At 44.4% G+C, this 14,806-nt stretch carries 15 protein-coding genes and 1 pseudogene; 9 read left to right on the top strand and 7 right to left on the bottom strand.

From position 1 onward, the window contains the following. A pseudogene (locus tag EWV66_RS04315) lies at positions 1-337 on the top strand (hypothetical protein); the annotation flags it as partial. Positions 338-690: 353 nt separating this feature from the next. Here the strand turns inward: EWV66_RS04315 and EWV66_RS04310 are convergent. After that, positions 691-1,698 carry a Gfo/Idh/MocA family protein gene (locus EWV66_RS04310; RefSeq protein ID WP_287107106.1) on the bottom strand — a complete coding sequence of 336 codons (1,008 nt, stop codon included), beginning with the start codon at positions 1,696-1,698 and terminating at the stop codon, positions 691-693. Positions 1,699-1,782: 84 nt separating this feature from the next. Here EWV66_RS04310 and EWV66_RS04305 point away from each other — a divergent pair, with 84 nt between their 5' ends. Beyond that, complete coding sequence (locus tag EWV66_RS04305) at positions 1,783-3,822, top strand: hydantoinase/oxoprolinase family protein (protein ID WP_072923488.1); 2,040 nt, start codon at positions 1,783-1,785, stop codon at positions 3,820-3,822. Positions 3,823-4,040: 218 nt separating this feature from the next. Here EWV66_RS04305 and EWV66_RS04300 read toward each other — a convergent pair whose 3' ends face one another. The 3 genes from EWV66_RS04300 to EWV66_RS04290 all read right to left on the bottom strand — a co-directional run bounded on the left by EWV66_RS04300 (position 4,041) and on the right by EWV66_RS04290 (position 5,766). After that, the gene (locus EWV66_RS04300) at positions 4,041-4,661 is read right to left on the bottom strand and encodes a chorismate lyase (RefSeq protein ID WP_002767928.1); all 621 of its coding nucleotides are present in this window, start codon (positions 4,659-4,661) and stop codon (positions 4,041-4,043) included. 148 nt (positions 4,662-4,809) lie between these two features. Further along, on the bottom strand, positions 4,810-5,106 hold the full coding sequence (locus EWV66_RS04295) for a glutathione S-transferase (RefSeq protein WP_287107105.1): 297 nt from the start codon (positions 5,104-5,106) through the stop codon (positions 4,810-4,812). Beyond that, entirely contained in the window at positions 5,107-5,766 is a 660-nt protein-coding gene (locus EWV66_RS04290; RefSeq protein WP_052275712.1) for a glutathione S-transferase family protein, read from the bottom strand. Positions 5,767-6,016: 250 nt separating this feature from the next. Between EWV66_RS04290 and lepB the strand changes: the two genes are divergently transcribed. The 4 genes from lepB (at position 6,017) to EWV66_RS04270 (ending at position 9,352) form a co-directional block, all read left to right on the top strand. Then, on the top strand, positions 6,017-7,114 hold the full coding sequence (lepB, locus tag EWV66_RS04285) for a signal peptidase I (RefSeq protein ID WP_052275713.1): 1,098 nt from the start codon (positions 6,017-6,019) through the stop codon (positions 7,112-7,114). A gap of 151 nt (positions 7,115-7,265) precedes the next feature. Continuing rightward, positions 7,266-7,841: a hypothetical protein gene (locus tag EWV66_RS04280; protein WP_052275714.1), complete on the top strand. Its 576-nt coding sequence runs from the start codon at positions 7,266-7,268 to the stop codon at positions 7,839-7,841. A 6-nt stretch (positions 7,842-7,847) separates the two neighbouring features. Then, complete coding sequence (locus EWV66_RS04275) at positions 7,848-8,216, top strand: DUF1818 family protein (protein WP_052275715.1); 369 nt, start codon at positions 7,848-7,850, stop codon at positions 8,214-8,216. A 65-nt stretch (positions 8,217-8,281) separates the two neighbouring features. Next, complete coding sequence (locus EWV66_RS04270) at positions 8,282-9,352, top strand: YheT family hydrolase (RefSeq protein WP_287107104.1); 1,071 nt, start codon at positions 8,282-8,284, stop codon at positions 9,350-9,352. A 10-nt stretch (positions 9,353-9,362) separates the two neighbouring features. On the opposite strand, the gene EWV66_RS04265 is transcribed toward EWV66_RS04270, so the two are convergent. After that, a complete protein-coding gene (locus EWV66_RS04265; protein WP_287107103.1) occupies positions 9,363-10,358 on the bottom strand; it encodes a carbohydrate kinase family protein in 996 nt (331 codons plus the stop codon). Positions 10,359-10,702: 344 nt separating this feature from the next. Here EWV66_RS04265 and EWV66_RS04260 point away from each other — a divergent pair, with 344 nt between their 5' ends. Next, positions 10,703-11,173 (top strand): GNAT family N-acetyltransferase, encoded by a 471-nt coding sequence (locus EWV66_RS04260; RefSeq protein WP_287107101.1) that lies wholly within the window; start codon positions 10,703-10,705, stop codon positions 11,171-11,173. Here the strand turns inward: EWV66_RS04260 and EWV66_RS04255 are convergent. Together EWV66_RS04255 and EWV66_RS04250 are read right to left on the bottom strand one after the other, a co-directional pair. Beyond that, a complete protein-coding gene (locus tag EWV66_RS04255) occupies positions 11,109-11,966 on the bottom strand; it encodes a sensor histidine kinase (RefSeq protein WP_185237507.1) in 858 nt (285 codons plus the stop codon). The two genes, EWV66_RS04260 and EWV66_RS04255, sit on opposite strands and share 65 nt — an antisense overlap. After that, a complete protein-coding gene (locus EWV66_RS04250) occupies positions 11,921-12,508 on the bottom strand; it encodes an L-threonylcarbamoyladenylate synthase (protein WP_052275720.1) in 588 nt (195 codons plus the stop codon). Before EWV66_RS04250 ends, EWV66_RS04255 begins: the two co-directional genes overlap by 46 nt. Before the next feature lie 224 nt (positions 12,509-12,732). Here EWV66_RS04250 and EWV66_RS04245 point away from each other — a divergent pair, with 224 nt between their 5' ends. Both EWV66_RS04245 and trpD read left to right on the top strand, forming a co-directional pair. Further along, the gene (locus EWV66_RS04245; protein WP_052275721.1) at positions 12,733-13,260 is read left to right on the top strand and encodes a GIY-YIG nuclease family protein; all 528 of its coding nucleotides are present in this window, start codon (positions 12,733-12,735) and stop codon (positions 13,258-13,260) included. A 79-nt stretch (positions 13,261-13,339) separates the two neighbouring features. Beyond that, a complete protein-coding gene (trpD, locus tag EWV66_RS04240; RefSeq protein WP_072923499.1) occupies positions 13,340-14,374 on the top strand; it encodes an anthranilate phosphoribosyltransferase in 1,035 nt (344 codons plus the stop codon). Positions 14,375-14,806 lie beyond the last annotated feature (432 nt).

Genomic DNA, 14,806 nt, shown 5'->3' with positions numbered 1-14,806 from the left:
TGTCCACGCCCTTTTTCAGAATATAGGCACCCAAGCTACAAAGCGGTATTTTTTACCTAGGTTGGGACGGGTTGCCTACTTCTCAAGATACAAGGTTGGGTTGAGGAACGAAACCCAACCAAGAGTAACCTTTGGGGTGGTTGGGTTTCGCTTTTTCAAGCGAATTGATCTATTTTCGACCCAGTATTGTTTCGCTCAACCCAACCTTGACTTTACAGATGCAGCGATCATTGCCATAGCTGAAAGGCTTACTATTACTCGCGTTTACACACTTGATCGCCGAGATTTTTCGATTATTCGTCCAAGTCACTGCGATTACTTTGAGTTATTTCCTTGAACCACCAGCTAACACTGCGTGGCAGCGGACGGTCGCAATTCGTCGCTGCCGAGCTTGCTTTCTAATGCCGTCGCTGATTTGAGCCGTTAGCGATCGAGCGCGCTACGCACCGATCGGGTTCTGGACTTCCCCATTGACAAAAAGCCATAACCTGTGCTGCAGGAAGGATTAACAGAATTTCCGATACCCCCTTACTGGGTACAAATTAAGAAAACCTCTAATAAATCTAACGCCGTACAAACTCCTCGTCAATAGCAAATCAGGTTATACTTCACACCCCACACCCCACACCCCACACCCTACCCCCACGAAAAACTTTTTCAGCAGACCCTACCTATCGATCCCATTTTTACCTATTCTAAGCGCAGGATTTCTCCACCTCTGGCTAGAGATAATTCTGCTGCCTGGAGGATTTTGACTAATTGGGTCCCTACCGATCCCGAAGATACAGGAGAATCGACACCCGTAGCCACCGACTCTAAAAAATGTTCGCACAATGCTTTCAGGGGTTCACCATCGGCAATAGGGATAGATTCCGTCTCCTGTCCCCGGGGAATAAAATAGGCTTCCTGACGTTCAAAATAGCCCTTTTGTCGGGTTAAAGGCGATCGAGAGTCTAATTCATTGAAAATTAAAGTCCCTTCGCTGCCAACTATCCCTAAGCGTCGCTGTTTATCGGGATTCAACCAACAAAGGTGAATAGTCGCTTGAAAACCATCGCCATAGATCAGGGTTAACCAGACTAAATCGGCTAGATTAGGTTGTAGCCAGAAGGTTCCCCTCGCCTGAAGTAATACAGGTGTACTATTTAGCCAATGATTAAAAATCGAGATATCGTGAATAGCTAGATCCCACAAAGCGGACACATCCTGACGAACCGGACCCAGGTGAGTGCGAGTGGCATAACCATAAAGAGGTTTACCGATACCCCCAGATTGCAGGACTTTTTGTCCAGTGATAACGGCGGGATGAAAAAGATAGGTATGATCAACTAATAAAATACGCTGTTTTTGCGCCGCTAATGCCGTTAATTCGGCACATTCTTGGGGATTGAGGGTTAAGGGTTTTTCGGCGAGGACGTGATAACCTAAATTAAGAGCATCTTTAATCAGGGGATAATGGCTGATGGCAGGAGTAACAACGACTACGGCTGAGATTTCGGGATGATTGCGAATAGATTCCCAGTCATTGGCTAAAATAACCTTATTAGTATCGATATTAAATTGATCGCGACAGAGACGGAGTTTTTCAGGAGAGGAGTCAACGATTGCCACTACTTGTGCTGAGGGATGTTGAGAAAAATGACGGACGTAATGCACTCCCCAACGTCCTACCCCTAAAATAGCGATTCCTGTGGACATTTTGCTTACTCAGATAAATCAATCTAGTTTATTTTAAAAGGATTAGGCACAATTGTTAATTGATTCTGAGAACTGGAAGGGATTATGTTAAAATTTTTTATCGATCGAGGGGGAACTTTTACCGATATCGTGGCGATAATCGATCGACCAGAAATTATTGAACGACTAGCTAGAGATGCCGCTAGATTTCTGATTGTTCCCCTTGCCGATCAACAGTGGATTGTTCTCTATAAACTGCTCTCGGAAAATCCCGAAAAATACCCAGATGCAGTCATTCAAGGGATCAAAGATATTAGCGGTTCCCTAGATAACATCGAAGTGATTAAAATGGGAACAACGGTAGCCACCAATGCGCTGTTAGAAAGAAAGGGAGAGCGCACGGTTTTGTTAATCACCAAAGGGTTTAAAGATGCCTTGAGAATTGGCTATCAAAATCGCCCCGATATTTTTGCACGTCAAATTATTCTTCCTTCTTTATTATACGAACAAGTTATCGAAGTGGCCGAACGCTACGATCGTCAAGGACAAGAATTAATCGCCGTTAATCCCGCCCAAGTTAAAGCCGATTTAATACCAGTTTATCAAGCGGGTATCCGAAGTTGTGCGATTGTTTTTATGCACAGTTATCGTTATCCCGACCACGAAAAACAAGTGGCAGCCATTGCCGAAGAAATCGGCTTTACTCATCTAGCTATTTCCCATCAAGTCAGTCCTTTAATGAAACTGGTATCCCGGGGAGATACCACAGTAGTTTCTGCCTATTTATCGCCAATTTTACGCCGCTATGTTGATAGTATTAGCCAGCAATTACCGAAGACTAGCTTGTTATTTATGAAATCCGATGGCGGTTTAGTCACCGCCGATAAATTTCAGGGTAAAGATAGCATTTTATCTGGTCCTGCGGGGGGAATAGTCGGGGCAGTACAAACCAGTTTAAGGGCGGGATTTAGCAAAATTATCAGTTTTGATATGGGAGGAACTAGCACCGATGTTTCTCATTTTCAAGGGGAATATGAGCGGCAAACAGATAACGAAATTGCCGGCGTAAGAATGCGAGCGCCGATGTTAAGTATTCACACCGTGGCCGCTGGTGGGGGTTCGATTTTAGTCTATGATGGTTATCGTTTTCGAGTCGGACCGGAAAGTGCCGGAGCTAATCCGGGACCTGCCTGTTATCGACGGGGTGGACTATTAACAATTACCGATGCTAATGTTTTGTTAGGAAAAATTCAAGCTGCCTATTTTCCCGCTATTTTTGGACAAGAGGGAAATTTACCCCTAGATAGAGAGATTGTGCTGACAAAGTTTCACGAATTAGCGGCAACAATGGGGGGTAATAATAGTCCTGAACTGCTGGCTGCGGGGTTTATTCAAATTGCCGTGGAAAATATGGCTAATGCGATTAAAAAAATCTCTCTGCAAAAGGGTTATGATCTCAGTGATTATACTCTTTGTACCTTTGGCGGTGCCGGGGGTCAAGTGGCCTGTTTAATTGCCGATACTCTGGGAATGAAAAGCATTTTTCTCCATCCCTACGCCGGGGTTTTAAGCGCCTACGGCATGGGTTTGGCCGATTTGAGGGTAATTAAAGAAAAAGCGATCGAACAGCCGTTAAATGCTGATTTAATCGGGCAGTTACTCACGGAAATGAACGAATTAGAAGTTTTAGCAGGTCGGGAATTAGAGGGTTATAATCAGGTGCGGCAGCAAGTCAGTTTAAAATATCAAGGCAGTGATGCCACTTTAGCGGTTAATTTTAGCGATCAAATGCGTCAGGATTTTGAACGGGAACATCAAAGACGTTATGGGTTTAAACAAGAACAAAAAGCTTTAATTGTTGAGTCCATCGCCGTGGAATTGATCGAGACTATGGACAGTCCCCAAGAAGCAATTTTAACTCGCACCCGTCCGATGGGAGAATTACCTCCTATCCTCGATCGAGTAGCGGTTTTTCTGGCTAATCAATGGCGGGAAACGCCAATTTATCAGCGTTCAGATCTGCAACCTTTTGATTGTCTGCCAGGACCCGCAATTATTATCGAAAAAATTAGCACGATTGTGATTGAACCGGGTTGGACGGCCAAATTAACGGAGAAAAATCATTTAATTCTCTCCAAAGCTTAACTAGGGTTTGCGGCAAAAAGTTTTTCGTGGGGGTAGGGTGTGGGGTGTGGGGTGTGGGGTGTGGGGTTTTACCAGTTTTGAGGTGGCCAATTACCTAATTTTCAGGGAAAAAGTGCCTAAATTTCCCCCACTTTTTGATTTCAAAAAAGCCTAAAGATATTATCCAACAAGGTTTTTAGATTTATTCAGCCAGCCCTACTTAGAAATATCTACAGCAGTTATCCTAATTGATCAATTCTCATTTCGCCGAGGTATTTACGGAGACAGGGAGAAAAAACCTCGTAAATCAGGGTAAGGGGTTGGCGAGCGTGCCAAAATAGGTAATGACGACCCCAAAATGCTCCTTTTTCCCCAAAAGCTATTTCTAATTCCGGGGAATGACCGTAATAAAGTCCCTGCACATCGCGATACAATTCCGTGTGCAGCCGCGAGAGACTTTCCCAAATCGGTAGGGAACGATTTTCTAGATATTCGTCCACTTGATTGGCAGACCACCAAGAAGCGGCATAGGCTAACCTTTGACCACTAGCTGTGCGTAACCAGACTTGACGACGCAATCTCGGTCCTGGAATCAGGCTAATTTTCATCGGTGCGCCATCCTCATCGTCGCCGATGGGGGACATATCGATCACATCCACCTCCGTTTTTTCACCAGTTAAAAGTTGTAAATGACGGGTGGGAGAACCATCGCCGAGAATTAAAATCTGCCAAGGAGGCGCGAGTTGGCTATGGGGTAAACCTTGTTTCACATCGGTTTCGTCTCCTTGCCAGAGAGGGGACAGGGAGTACCAAGGACGATTAAGCAGGGGTTTTTCTTGGGGGTGGAGGATAGCAGTCAAGGTTTGTTACAAAACTTTATGATTTTTTCATTAATCATAACACGGGATTTTTGTCTGCTGGTGATAAAAGCGATCGCCTTGCTCCAATCCTCTCTAACTTTTTGGTTAGCATAGGCACTCTCGCCAAAGGAGATCGGCTATTTTGATCTTAACGATAGAAAGGTATGAATATCTGTAGGAGTTTTTGTAATCTTCTCAGGGCAATTAATTGTCGAATCTTGGGAGTGATTTGGGGTGGATAAATGCTAGTGGCTAATTGTTCTTCTAGTAAGGCATATTCTGCCGCATTTAGGGGTTGATTATCCAAGGGCGATCGAGCCGAAGTGATAATTTCTGCTCGTAAAACTTCTTCGGGAATATCTTCAGGAGCGGGCAAAGCAAGGGCTTTTAGGGGCGATAAGAAACCGATCGAGATGAGGATGATAATTTTGGTCGTTCGCTGCATTTAATTTAAACCAGGGGGCAATTTTTCTCGACACTGTTGATGAATTTCCCCGATTCTAGCAAACAACCAGGGATATTTTTGACGATAACTGGGAATTAGAGCCAGAGGACTGAGTAGGGCAGTGGCGGCAATATCGGCTACACTTAATTTATCTCCCACCAAATAGGCCTGATTTTGCCAATATTCTAGAATCTTGAGGGCATTTTCTAGCCGCTCCTCCGCTAGTTTTACCCTGGCTGGGGTGATTTTATATTGTTGTCGCACGATATTAATAATTATTTGACTACTCAGGGAAGGATCGATCGCTTTTCCCTCTCCGGCGCGATAATTATAATAGACAAATCTAGTCGCTACTCCAATACTTTCATCTAACCAATCCTCTAGTAACCAAGCTTGATTTTTCTCCTTTTCCCCAGCGGGAATAAAAGAGGGGAAAGGAACTACTTTTTCTAAATATTTTAAAATGGCAGTAGAATCGGCAATAATCTCATCTGCTGCCATTAAAACGGGGACAGTGGTTAACCCTTTGGTTAGGGGACTGAGTTTGAGAATATGTAGTCCGGGGGTGAGATTTTCTACTTGGTAATCAATCCCCTTATAACCTAGAGCTAAACGAGCTTTGCGACAGTAATGAGAGGTGCTAAATTGCAGTAAGAGCATTAATTGTTGTTGATTGCTATATTAGTTATCAGTTATCAGTTATCAGTTATCAGTTATCAGTTATCAGTTATCAGTTACCAGTTATCAGTTATCAGTTATCAGTTATCAGATTTGAGTTTTAAGTGAGCAGTATGTATTAAGCGAGCAGTATTATTCCTAATATGTTTTCACTGATCACTGTTCACTGATCACTGTTCACTGATTACTATTTACTGTTTACTGTTTACTGAATTGGCAATAGGTCTATACTATGAGCAAACCCCCCCTTTTTTCGGCTGTTTCTCCTCCTGATGCGACTAATTCACTGGCAAAAGATCCCTGGTTAGCTGTCAATCTCTCGATGTTCTTCCCCGGCTTGGGACAATGGTATGCTAACAAAAACCAAAAAGCAACCATTTGGGCGATCGCTCAAGTAATATTAATAATTGTAACAATTTGGTCAATTTTTAGTCCCAATGGCCCTGTAAGCTGGGGATTAGGGGGAATAGTTGCTCTGGTTGTCCTTTACGTTAGCAATATTTTTGACGCTCACTGGAGTGTTTATTATTCCAGACAGAATAACAGCTTAGAGAAAATTCCCCGGAAACAAAAAAACCCATGGTTTGCCGTCTTCGCTAACCGGATTATGCCAGGTTTGGGGCAATTGTACGCTGATAAGGTGAGCTTAGGGATAATTTTTCTGACTATATCCCAGATTAGCCTGAAAATGGCTGATTTTTTTGCTAATATCCTCTTTCTTGCGCCTTTAATTACAGCGATCGCTATTTATCATGTTTATCACACTTTCCCCCATCAATTCCATCCCCATCGTCACACCTATCGTTCCATTTTGGCGCTGATGGTGGCAGCAATTTTTACTTGGGGAATTATCTGTAATTATTTTCCCGATTGGTTACATCAAAAAATAGAATTTTTCGAGATTCCTAGCGAATCCATGCTGCCTACCCTCGCAGTAGGTGATCGCGTTTTCGTCAGTCAATCCAGTAATTATCAAGCGGAAAGAGGCGATATAATTGTTTTTAGAACTCCCGAAAAAATTAAGCAACTAGAGCCTAATTCGGGAGATTTTTTTATCAAACGAGTCATCGCTATTCCCGGGGATACCATTGAAATCCGCAGGGGTAAAGTTTATCTCAACCGGCAAGTTATCGAGGAAACCTACACCGCCGAGTTAGCCAATTATGAAATAGAATTTATGACTGTACCCCCAAAAACCCTGTTTGTTTTGGGAGATAATCGTAACCATAGTTTTGATTCCCATGCTTGGGGTTTTTTGCCAGAAAGTTATATCGTTGGTCAAGCCTATAAAGTTTACTGGCCTCTCGATCGTGTCCAGTCTTTGCTATGATGGGGATGACTGGGGTAACTTTGAGCCTAGGTGTTACAGTTAGATGAGTTGGGGTATTGTTAGATGATTATAACATTCCCAACCTCTTGAAATGTTACTGAAAAATCCCCACTGTTCCTAGATAACTAACTCCAATCTTTTCTTGCTTAATATGCTCTTAAAATTCCCTCAAAAGCTTAAAATTCAGCGAATAATATTATTAATATTCTGGCTAGGAATAGGGATATTTTTCTGGTGGTTATCCTGGCAATCCACTGGGATGAGCCAAATTCAACGACCCGAAACAGTTGCTCAACAAATTTATCAAGCAATGCCAGATTTACCGAAAGAAAACAACTATACCCGTCGAGACACAGGAGCGATCGATCCGAATAATACCCTAATAAGTCGCTTTCTTCGTTATCATCAAGATACCAAAAAAAGATTTACTCTCATCCGTTTTGATTGGCAATTAACCCTAGGAGATTATCTAGGAGTAAACGAGAAAATCAGCGAAGAAAACTATCCCGGACAAGCAACCCTTACCGTTAATCCCATGACTGCCGATATCAAAGCGATTAACAGTCTTAATCGTCGTCAACGGCAGCAGTTAGTAACTCTTTTAGTCGAAATTTATAACCCCGCTATTCTTCCCCAAGAAACCCCCAATCCTAGTCCTTCTCCTCGTCCTTCTCCCCGTCGTCCATCATTATCAAAACCGGGAGATGCCGACCTATTAAAATTCTAGAAAATTATGGAAAAAATTCTCAAATATGGTTCGGGTTGGCGACTCGGTTGGAATCCTACGGCAACCGTTTATAAAGGATTAATTGGTGGTGATGATTGGGCGATCGAATTAACCGAGGCCGAGTGGCAGGATTTGCGTCGGTTACTATCACAATTGACTGCGACTATGGCTTCCATAGCCACAGAATTAATGGATGAAGAAAGTATTGCTTGTGAAGCGGAAAGCGAGCTTTTATGGTTAGAAGCGACAGGATTTCCCGATAATTATTCCCTGCGATTGATTCTCTATCAAGGTCGCAGTTGTGAGGGCAATTGGTCGGCCGCTGCCCTGCCAGAGTTGCTCGCTGCTTGGGACAATTTGCTTTACAATTTTTAAGAAAGCGGTGGGCATAAGTTAATTTTTGTCTCCCCCTCTTGACTTTTTGATTCCCCTGTGCTGCTATGCTTGCCCATCCGAGGACGAAGACCGATAATCTCACCTACACTCCGCCCCCATTGCTGAAAAACGGTTTTGCCATGACTCTCTATGTGTCCCTAAAAGCGCGAGAAACCTGGCAAAATACGATCGCTATTCCCGAACCAGTCTATCAAGAAACCATTTTCACCGGGGCCAATGCCGTCCCTATCTACGGGATTGTTTCCATTCCCCCGCAAGCGAAAGGAACCATTATCGGCACCTACGGCATCACGGGAGACTTAGATAATCAATGGTTTTTAAGAATTTTAGGCAGAAAAGCCGTAGCGAGAAACTACGCAGTCGTCCTCTTCGATTGGCGCGCCCACGGTAAGACAGCCGAATTATCCCCGACTCTCACCTCCGATGGCATCTATGAAGGGCTAGATTTCCTTCATATTGCCGCCCAAGCTCAAAAAATGGGCTGTCCCGCTCCTTTTTGGTTCACAGGTTACTCTCTGGGGGGACAATTGGCCCTCTGGGGAATTAAATCGGCAGAGAATCAGGAAGATAGGGGGATCGATCCCGTCGATATCGGTGGTGGTGCGGTAATTTGTCCTAATTTAGACTCTAATCGTTCTTTATCCTATCTCGTCCGGGATCCCTGGGGGAAACATTTGGAAAAAGCGATCGCCAGGGAATTACGCAAGTTAGCCAAACGCATCCATCAAGCTCATCCCGATCATATCGATCCCGAAGCAATTACTCGCGCCACCACGATTGCCGGATTCGATCGAGAATTAGTGATTAAAAAGCTAGGATTTGAGACAGTTTTTGACTATTATGCCGCTAGTAGTCCCTTGCCCTTTCAACCCTATTTAACTAAACCCACTTTTATCCTCTACGCAGCCGATGATCCCCTCTTTTCCCCCGCAGTTATTCCCGATCTGCAAGCAGCGATCGCCGATAATCCCCATGTGGATCTACTTTTAACCAACCATGGCGGTCATGTGGGTTATATCAGCAGTTTATCCTGTCAGCGTCAGTGGGGCGATAGCGATCGCTGGTGGGCATGGAATCGGGTTTTAGACTGGTTTGACCAAAAAACTGGCAAATAAGGGCTAATTTCTAGGAGTCAAAGGCCGCTAGAAACTCCTCCACCTGTTCCCGAGTCGGTTGGGATGCGATCGCTCCTGCCCCCCTTGTCACCATTGCCCCCACCGCACAGGCATAAATCACCGCCTTACGGGCTAAATCGGCATTTTCCCCAATTTTATCGCCTCCAAGACCGGCACGAGCCAAAAAACCCGCCACAAAGCCATCTCCTGCCCCGGTTGTATCCACCACCTCCCCAGGAAAAGCCTCGACAGTGCCGCTATTTTTGCCTAAATGATATTTACAACCTTTTGCGCCGCCAGTAACTAGAATTGCCCCTAAATTGGGGTATTGTGATGATATTTCTCCGGGGGTATCAGTGCCAAATAACCATGCTGCTTCTTCCTCGCTACATTTGAGCAAATCGGCCCGGAAGATAAAATCTCGAATCCGATCAGGAGCGGCCTCAAGATTAGGCCAAAAAACCGGCCGCCAGTTGATATCGATCAATACTTTCACCCCGTAAATTTTAGCTAATTCGAGGGCGCGCATCATCGCCGCTCTCGCCGGGGGATAGGCTAACCCTAGGGTTCCCATAACTAGATAATCGGCATTTTTAAACATATTTTCGGCTAATAAGTCACCATTAAGGGCAGTATCGGCAAAATCCGTCGTTTTAATGCCGCCAAAACCCGCAAAATGTCTGTCTCCCCCAGCATCGCGGGTGACATAAACTTGTCGGGTGGGTAGGGTGGCATGATACTGTACACCAGTAGTATCGACTCCGAGAGCGTCTAGCAAGGCGATTAACTGTTCCCCTCGTTGATCTTTGCCCACACAACCGATAAAAGCCGAATTTATGCCCAATTTTCGCAATCCACAGGCCACGTTTGCCGGCGCACCCCCGGCATAGGTTGTCCAAGAAGTCACTTGCTCTATAGAGCGCTCGCTTTGATCGGCAATTAGATCAAAGAGGATTTCCCCTAAACAAATGACAGACACTGGCGAAGATCTTTGATTGTTAAGCATTGGTGTGGGAAGTGGGGTGTGGGGTGTGGGAAGTGGGGTGTGGGGTGTGGGGTGTGGGGAAGTGGGGTAATGGGGAAGTGGGGTAATGGGGAAGTGGGGAGATGGGGTAATGGGGAAGCTGTCTCATCACCCTATCACCCCAAAACCCTATCACCCTATCTCCTCCTGACGACCGACTCCCGCTCACTGATTAATAACTTGTCAAGAAATCACGATAAATCAACTAGAGATTATCTGAGGCATTGAGTATAATCAAACACATAGATTAGGGGAAATTGCTCATAAATCAGTCCGATCGAGCGTGAATCCTCTTTTATTTTTTAGTCTTAGACTAAGGAAATATCATGGTTGATTGTAGTCAGATTCAGTTTGACGAGGATAAAAGCAAGATAGATCTATCGCAACTACGAGAATTATTTAATTTAACCGCATTTTGGGCAATCGATCGCCGTTTAGAAGATTTAGAAACCGCAATTGACTATAGTGATCCGGTGGTGACGGTGTGGAATGAGCGGCAATTAATTGGTTTTGCTCGGGCTACTTCTGACGGCATTTATCGGGCCACTATTTGGGATGTGATCGTTCATCCCGATTATCAGGGAGCGGGTTTAGGGCGTAAATTAGTAGAAACAGTTTTAGCCCATCCCCGGATGAATCGGGTGGAAAGAGTCTATTTGATGACTACTAACCAACAACAATTTTACCAGCGCATTGGTTTCCAAAGCAACGCCATGACGACGATGGTATTATTTAATCGTTATCCCGAGGAGTTTTCCTGTCCGGCGATCGAGGTAAAGAAAAAACGATCCGTGTGAGCTTGTCCTGACTATTGTTATTGATTTGATCTAAGCTCATTTCCCCCCCCGATACTTCGATAATTCCCTTCGCTAACTGGAATTTAAGACCGGGAGAAAGACCGAGAGCTTGAGTAAATTGTTTGACTTCTTCTGGCTTTGATTCTAAACTCAAAGGAGAAATTTCTGGCATTTGCCAGAGAGCGATTTCCCTGGGAAATTCTAGGGTAATGGTGACTTTTTTCTCGCCAAGGGCGCTTACCGATATACAAATAGAGCCGCTCGCTAAGTTGGTGATCACTGCATCGACGAGAAGGACAAGAGCGGAGGATAAACGCTGATAATCGGCAATAATAGCAATATCATCGGTTAAAGGGCTAAATTTAAGCTTAATATTGCGATTAGCTGCCTGTAAATAGGTTAAACTTGCCCAATCTTCCCAGAGTTTAGTTAAAGAAAAAATTTCTCCCTCCAGAGGTATAGTACCCGACTCTAGTTTGGAGAGATTAATCATCTCATCGAGCATTGCCATCAGTTTACGGCCTGCCAGTTGCCCCTGGGCGATAAATTCCCTTTCTTCGGCCGGACTTTCGCAAAGATCGGCGAGAATCATTTGATGGAGACTGATCATACTGCTTAATGGCGATCGCAATTCGTGGGCAACCCGTCCCAAAAAACTGCTTTTGAGGTGATTAATTGCCACAGCCATCTGATAAGCGAGGCGAGTTTGCTGTAATTCCCGTTTTAAAGCGTCAATATCGTCCATATTTACAGAAAAACTGCCCCTTGTCGTAAGATATCCCATCTTTGACATTGCCAACGCGCGACGGTGGAGGGTTGTCCACTATTGATTATTCCCCATGCTTGCCTTTCTGTGGGAGCTAACACCGTTACCGAGGGAAAAGTAGTCATAATCGCTTCTGGAGTTAATAAAGGCTCTTGTCCTGACAGATTAGCACTTGTGGTCGCTAAAACACCAGTTCGACCGAGAATTTCTCTTGCGATCGCATGAGCGGGAACTCGGATACCAATCGTGCTAGGATCCTTAGGGTTAAGAACTTTTGGTACTTTTTCAGAAGCAGGTAAAACCAAAGTTAGGGAGCCGGGCCAGTGTTTTTCGGTCATTTGCCGCCAAATCTCCCTTTCTTCCTGATTTCCCTTGACATAATCCCATAAATCTGATGCTGAGGCCGCCATGAGAATTAAAGGTTTATCAAAAGTCCGTTTTTTAGCGGCAAAAACTAAGGCAGCATAGGGGGGAGAAACCGCTAAAGCGGGAACTGTATCCGTGGGAAAAGAAACCACTTGACCACTGAGGGCCGCGTGAACAATTTCGTTAAGAGAAGCAGTAGGCATTGAGAATTGATCATTTTTGGGGACTAATTTAGCCTAAAACTTTTTGGTACAATTTTAAACGGGTAGGGTTGATTCATGAATCAACCCTACCTTGAATCAACCCTACCTTGAATCAACCCTACCTTGAATCAACCCTACCTTGAATCAACCTACTTGATCAGCGGGGTATCTGAAAGTTTTTAACACCTACCGACTTATCTCCAACCAATTATCGACAGTTAATTATGAATGAGCCTGATACTTTTGCTAATCTCAAACAATTAGAATATATTCCCTACCTAGATGACACGGGTAATATCTGTGCTGATTTCCAGGGAAAAATCGGGGTTTATGCAATTTTTGATCGAGAACAAGTTTTAGAGTTTGTCAGCTATTCTCGTGATATTTATCTCAGTTTAAAACAACATCTTGCCCGACAGCCCCAAGCTTGTTATTGGCTAAAAATCCAGGTTATTGAGCGTCCTAATCGGACTATTCTCGAATCGATTAAACAAGCTTGGCTAAGAGAAAGTCAGGCAGTAATCGGCAATGAAAAACTCTGGACAGAACCAATTGATGCTAAATTAGCCATGACTGAGACAGAAAAAGAAATTTTTCAAAGTGCTGATGAATTAGGGAAAATCAAGTTATTAAAACAGGTATCCAGACGAGTAGAAAACGATATTTTATCAACCCTAGAAAAACGGGGAGTACAGATGGAAATTCGTTTTAATCCCAAGTTAAAAGAACAGGGTTTGCTCGATTTAAAGTAAAAATTACCTGGAGCGATCGATTCCCCAGACAAACCGCTATGATATTATATCGCCCCCTCCCCACAGCAATGGAACAGCGATGACCACTCCAGACTGGCCAAACCTACTGCAGCAACTACTCGATCGAAAATCCCTTTCCCTTAACCAAGCTCAAGAATTAATGACCGGATGGTTAAACGGCCAGATTCCGGAAGTTTTATCGGGGGCGATTTTAGCGGCTTTGCAAGCAAAAGGAGTCTCGGCCGCCGAATTAGCGGGAATGGCTGGAGTTTTACGGCAACAATCTCGCTTAGAAGACCCTAAACCCCATACTACTCCCGTTATCGATACCTGTGGCACCGGCGGTGACGGGGCCTCAACCTTTAATATTTCCACTGCCGTGGCTTTTGTGGCGGCCGCCGGGGGCGTAAAAGTGGCTAAACACGGCAATCGCTCTGCCTCCAGCAAGGTCGGTTCGGCCGATGTTTTAGAATATCTTGGGGTTAATTTAAGCGCCCCTAGCGAGAAAGTGGCGGCGGCCCTAGATGGGGTGGGAGTGACTTTTCTTTTTGCCCCCGGTTGGCATCCAGCCCTGAAAAGTGTGGCTAATCTCCGCAAAACCCTGAAAGTTCGCACGGTTTTTAATCTTCTGGGCCCTCTAGTTAATCCTCTCCGTCCCACAGGTCAAGTTATCGGGGTTTATGACCGGCAATTTCTCACCCCCATGGCCACGGCTTTAGCAGAAATGGGAACCCCAAAGGCGATTATTGTTCACGGCCGGGAAAAACTCGACGAGGTGGGGTTAGGAGATCTGACCGATATGGCTTTATTAAATAATGGCGAGGTGATTTCTGCGGCGATCGATCCCTTGTCAATTGCTATCCCCAGAGCCAGTTTAAATGCCCTTAAAGGCGGGGAAGTGCCAGAAAATGCCGAAATCCTCAAAAATGTCCTGCAAGGGGGGGGAACGCCGGCTCAACGGGATGCTGTGGCGATTAATGCCTCTCTTGCCCTACAGGTGGCAGAAAAGGTCACTTTTGGCGATTATGCCGCCGGTTTCGCCCTCGCCCGCGACATTTTAGCCAGTGGGTTGGCTTGGCAAAAATTAGAGGAGTTGGTTAAGTTTCTCGCCTAGGACAATTCACAGGAGTCGGGAGACTCCGAGACAGGAGATTGCTTTTATTTATTCTCCCCACTCCCCCACTCTGCAATAATTACTCGCAGCCAGAAATAGGTTGGGGGTATCATACTTTGTGCTTTTTGTCAAAAAAACTTTTTTTTTGCAATAAAACTACATAAAAAAAAGATCATCGTTAGGGGTGAAATTGACTGATTTACCCGCTTCAATTAGGATACCCTTCTAGGTGTGGCAAGGGTTTCAACCCTTGCTGGCCAAAAAAGCACAAAATAACCCATTATGAAATTCAGTAAAATCGCTGTAACCATGATAACATCGTTGTTAAATAAAAATCTTTCTCAATTAATTCTTAAGAATTTGTAAATATTGCGGAATGTTAATTTAAATATTCTCAAGTTTTTGCAGTCAATAAATAATTTTTGCTTATCT

It is taken from the genome of Microcystis sp. M_OC_Ca_00000000_C217Col (assembly GCF_007095585.1).
Taxonomy (GTDB): Bacteria; Cyanobacteriota; Cyanobacteriia; order Cyanobacteriales; family Microcystaceae; genus Microcystis; species Microcystis panniformis.
The sequence above is the reverse complement of the archived record's forward strand: the minus strand, read 5'-3'. Positions and strand labels throughout refer to the sequence as shown.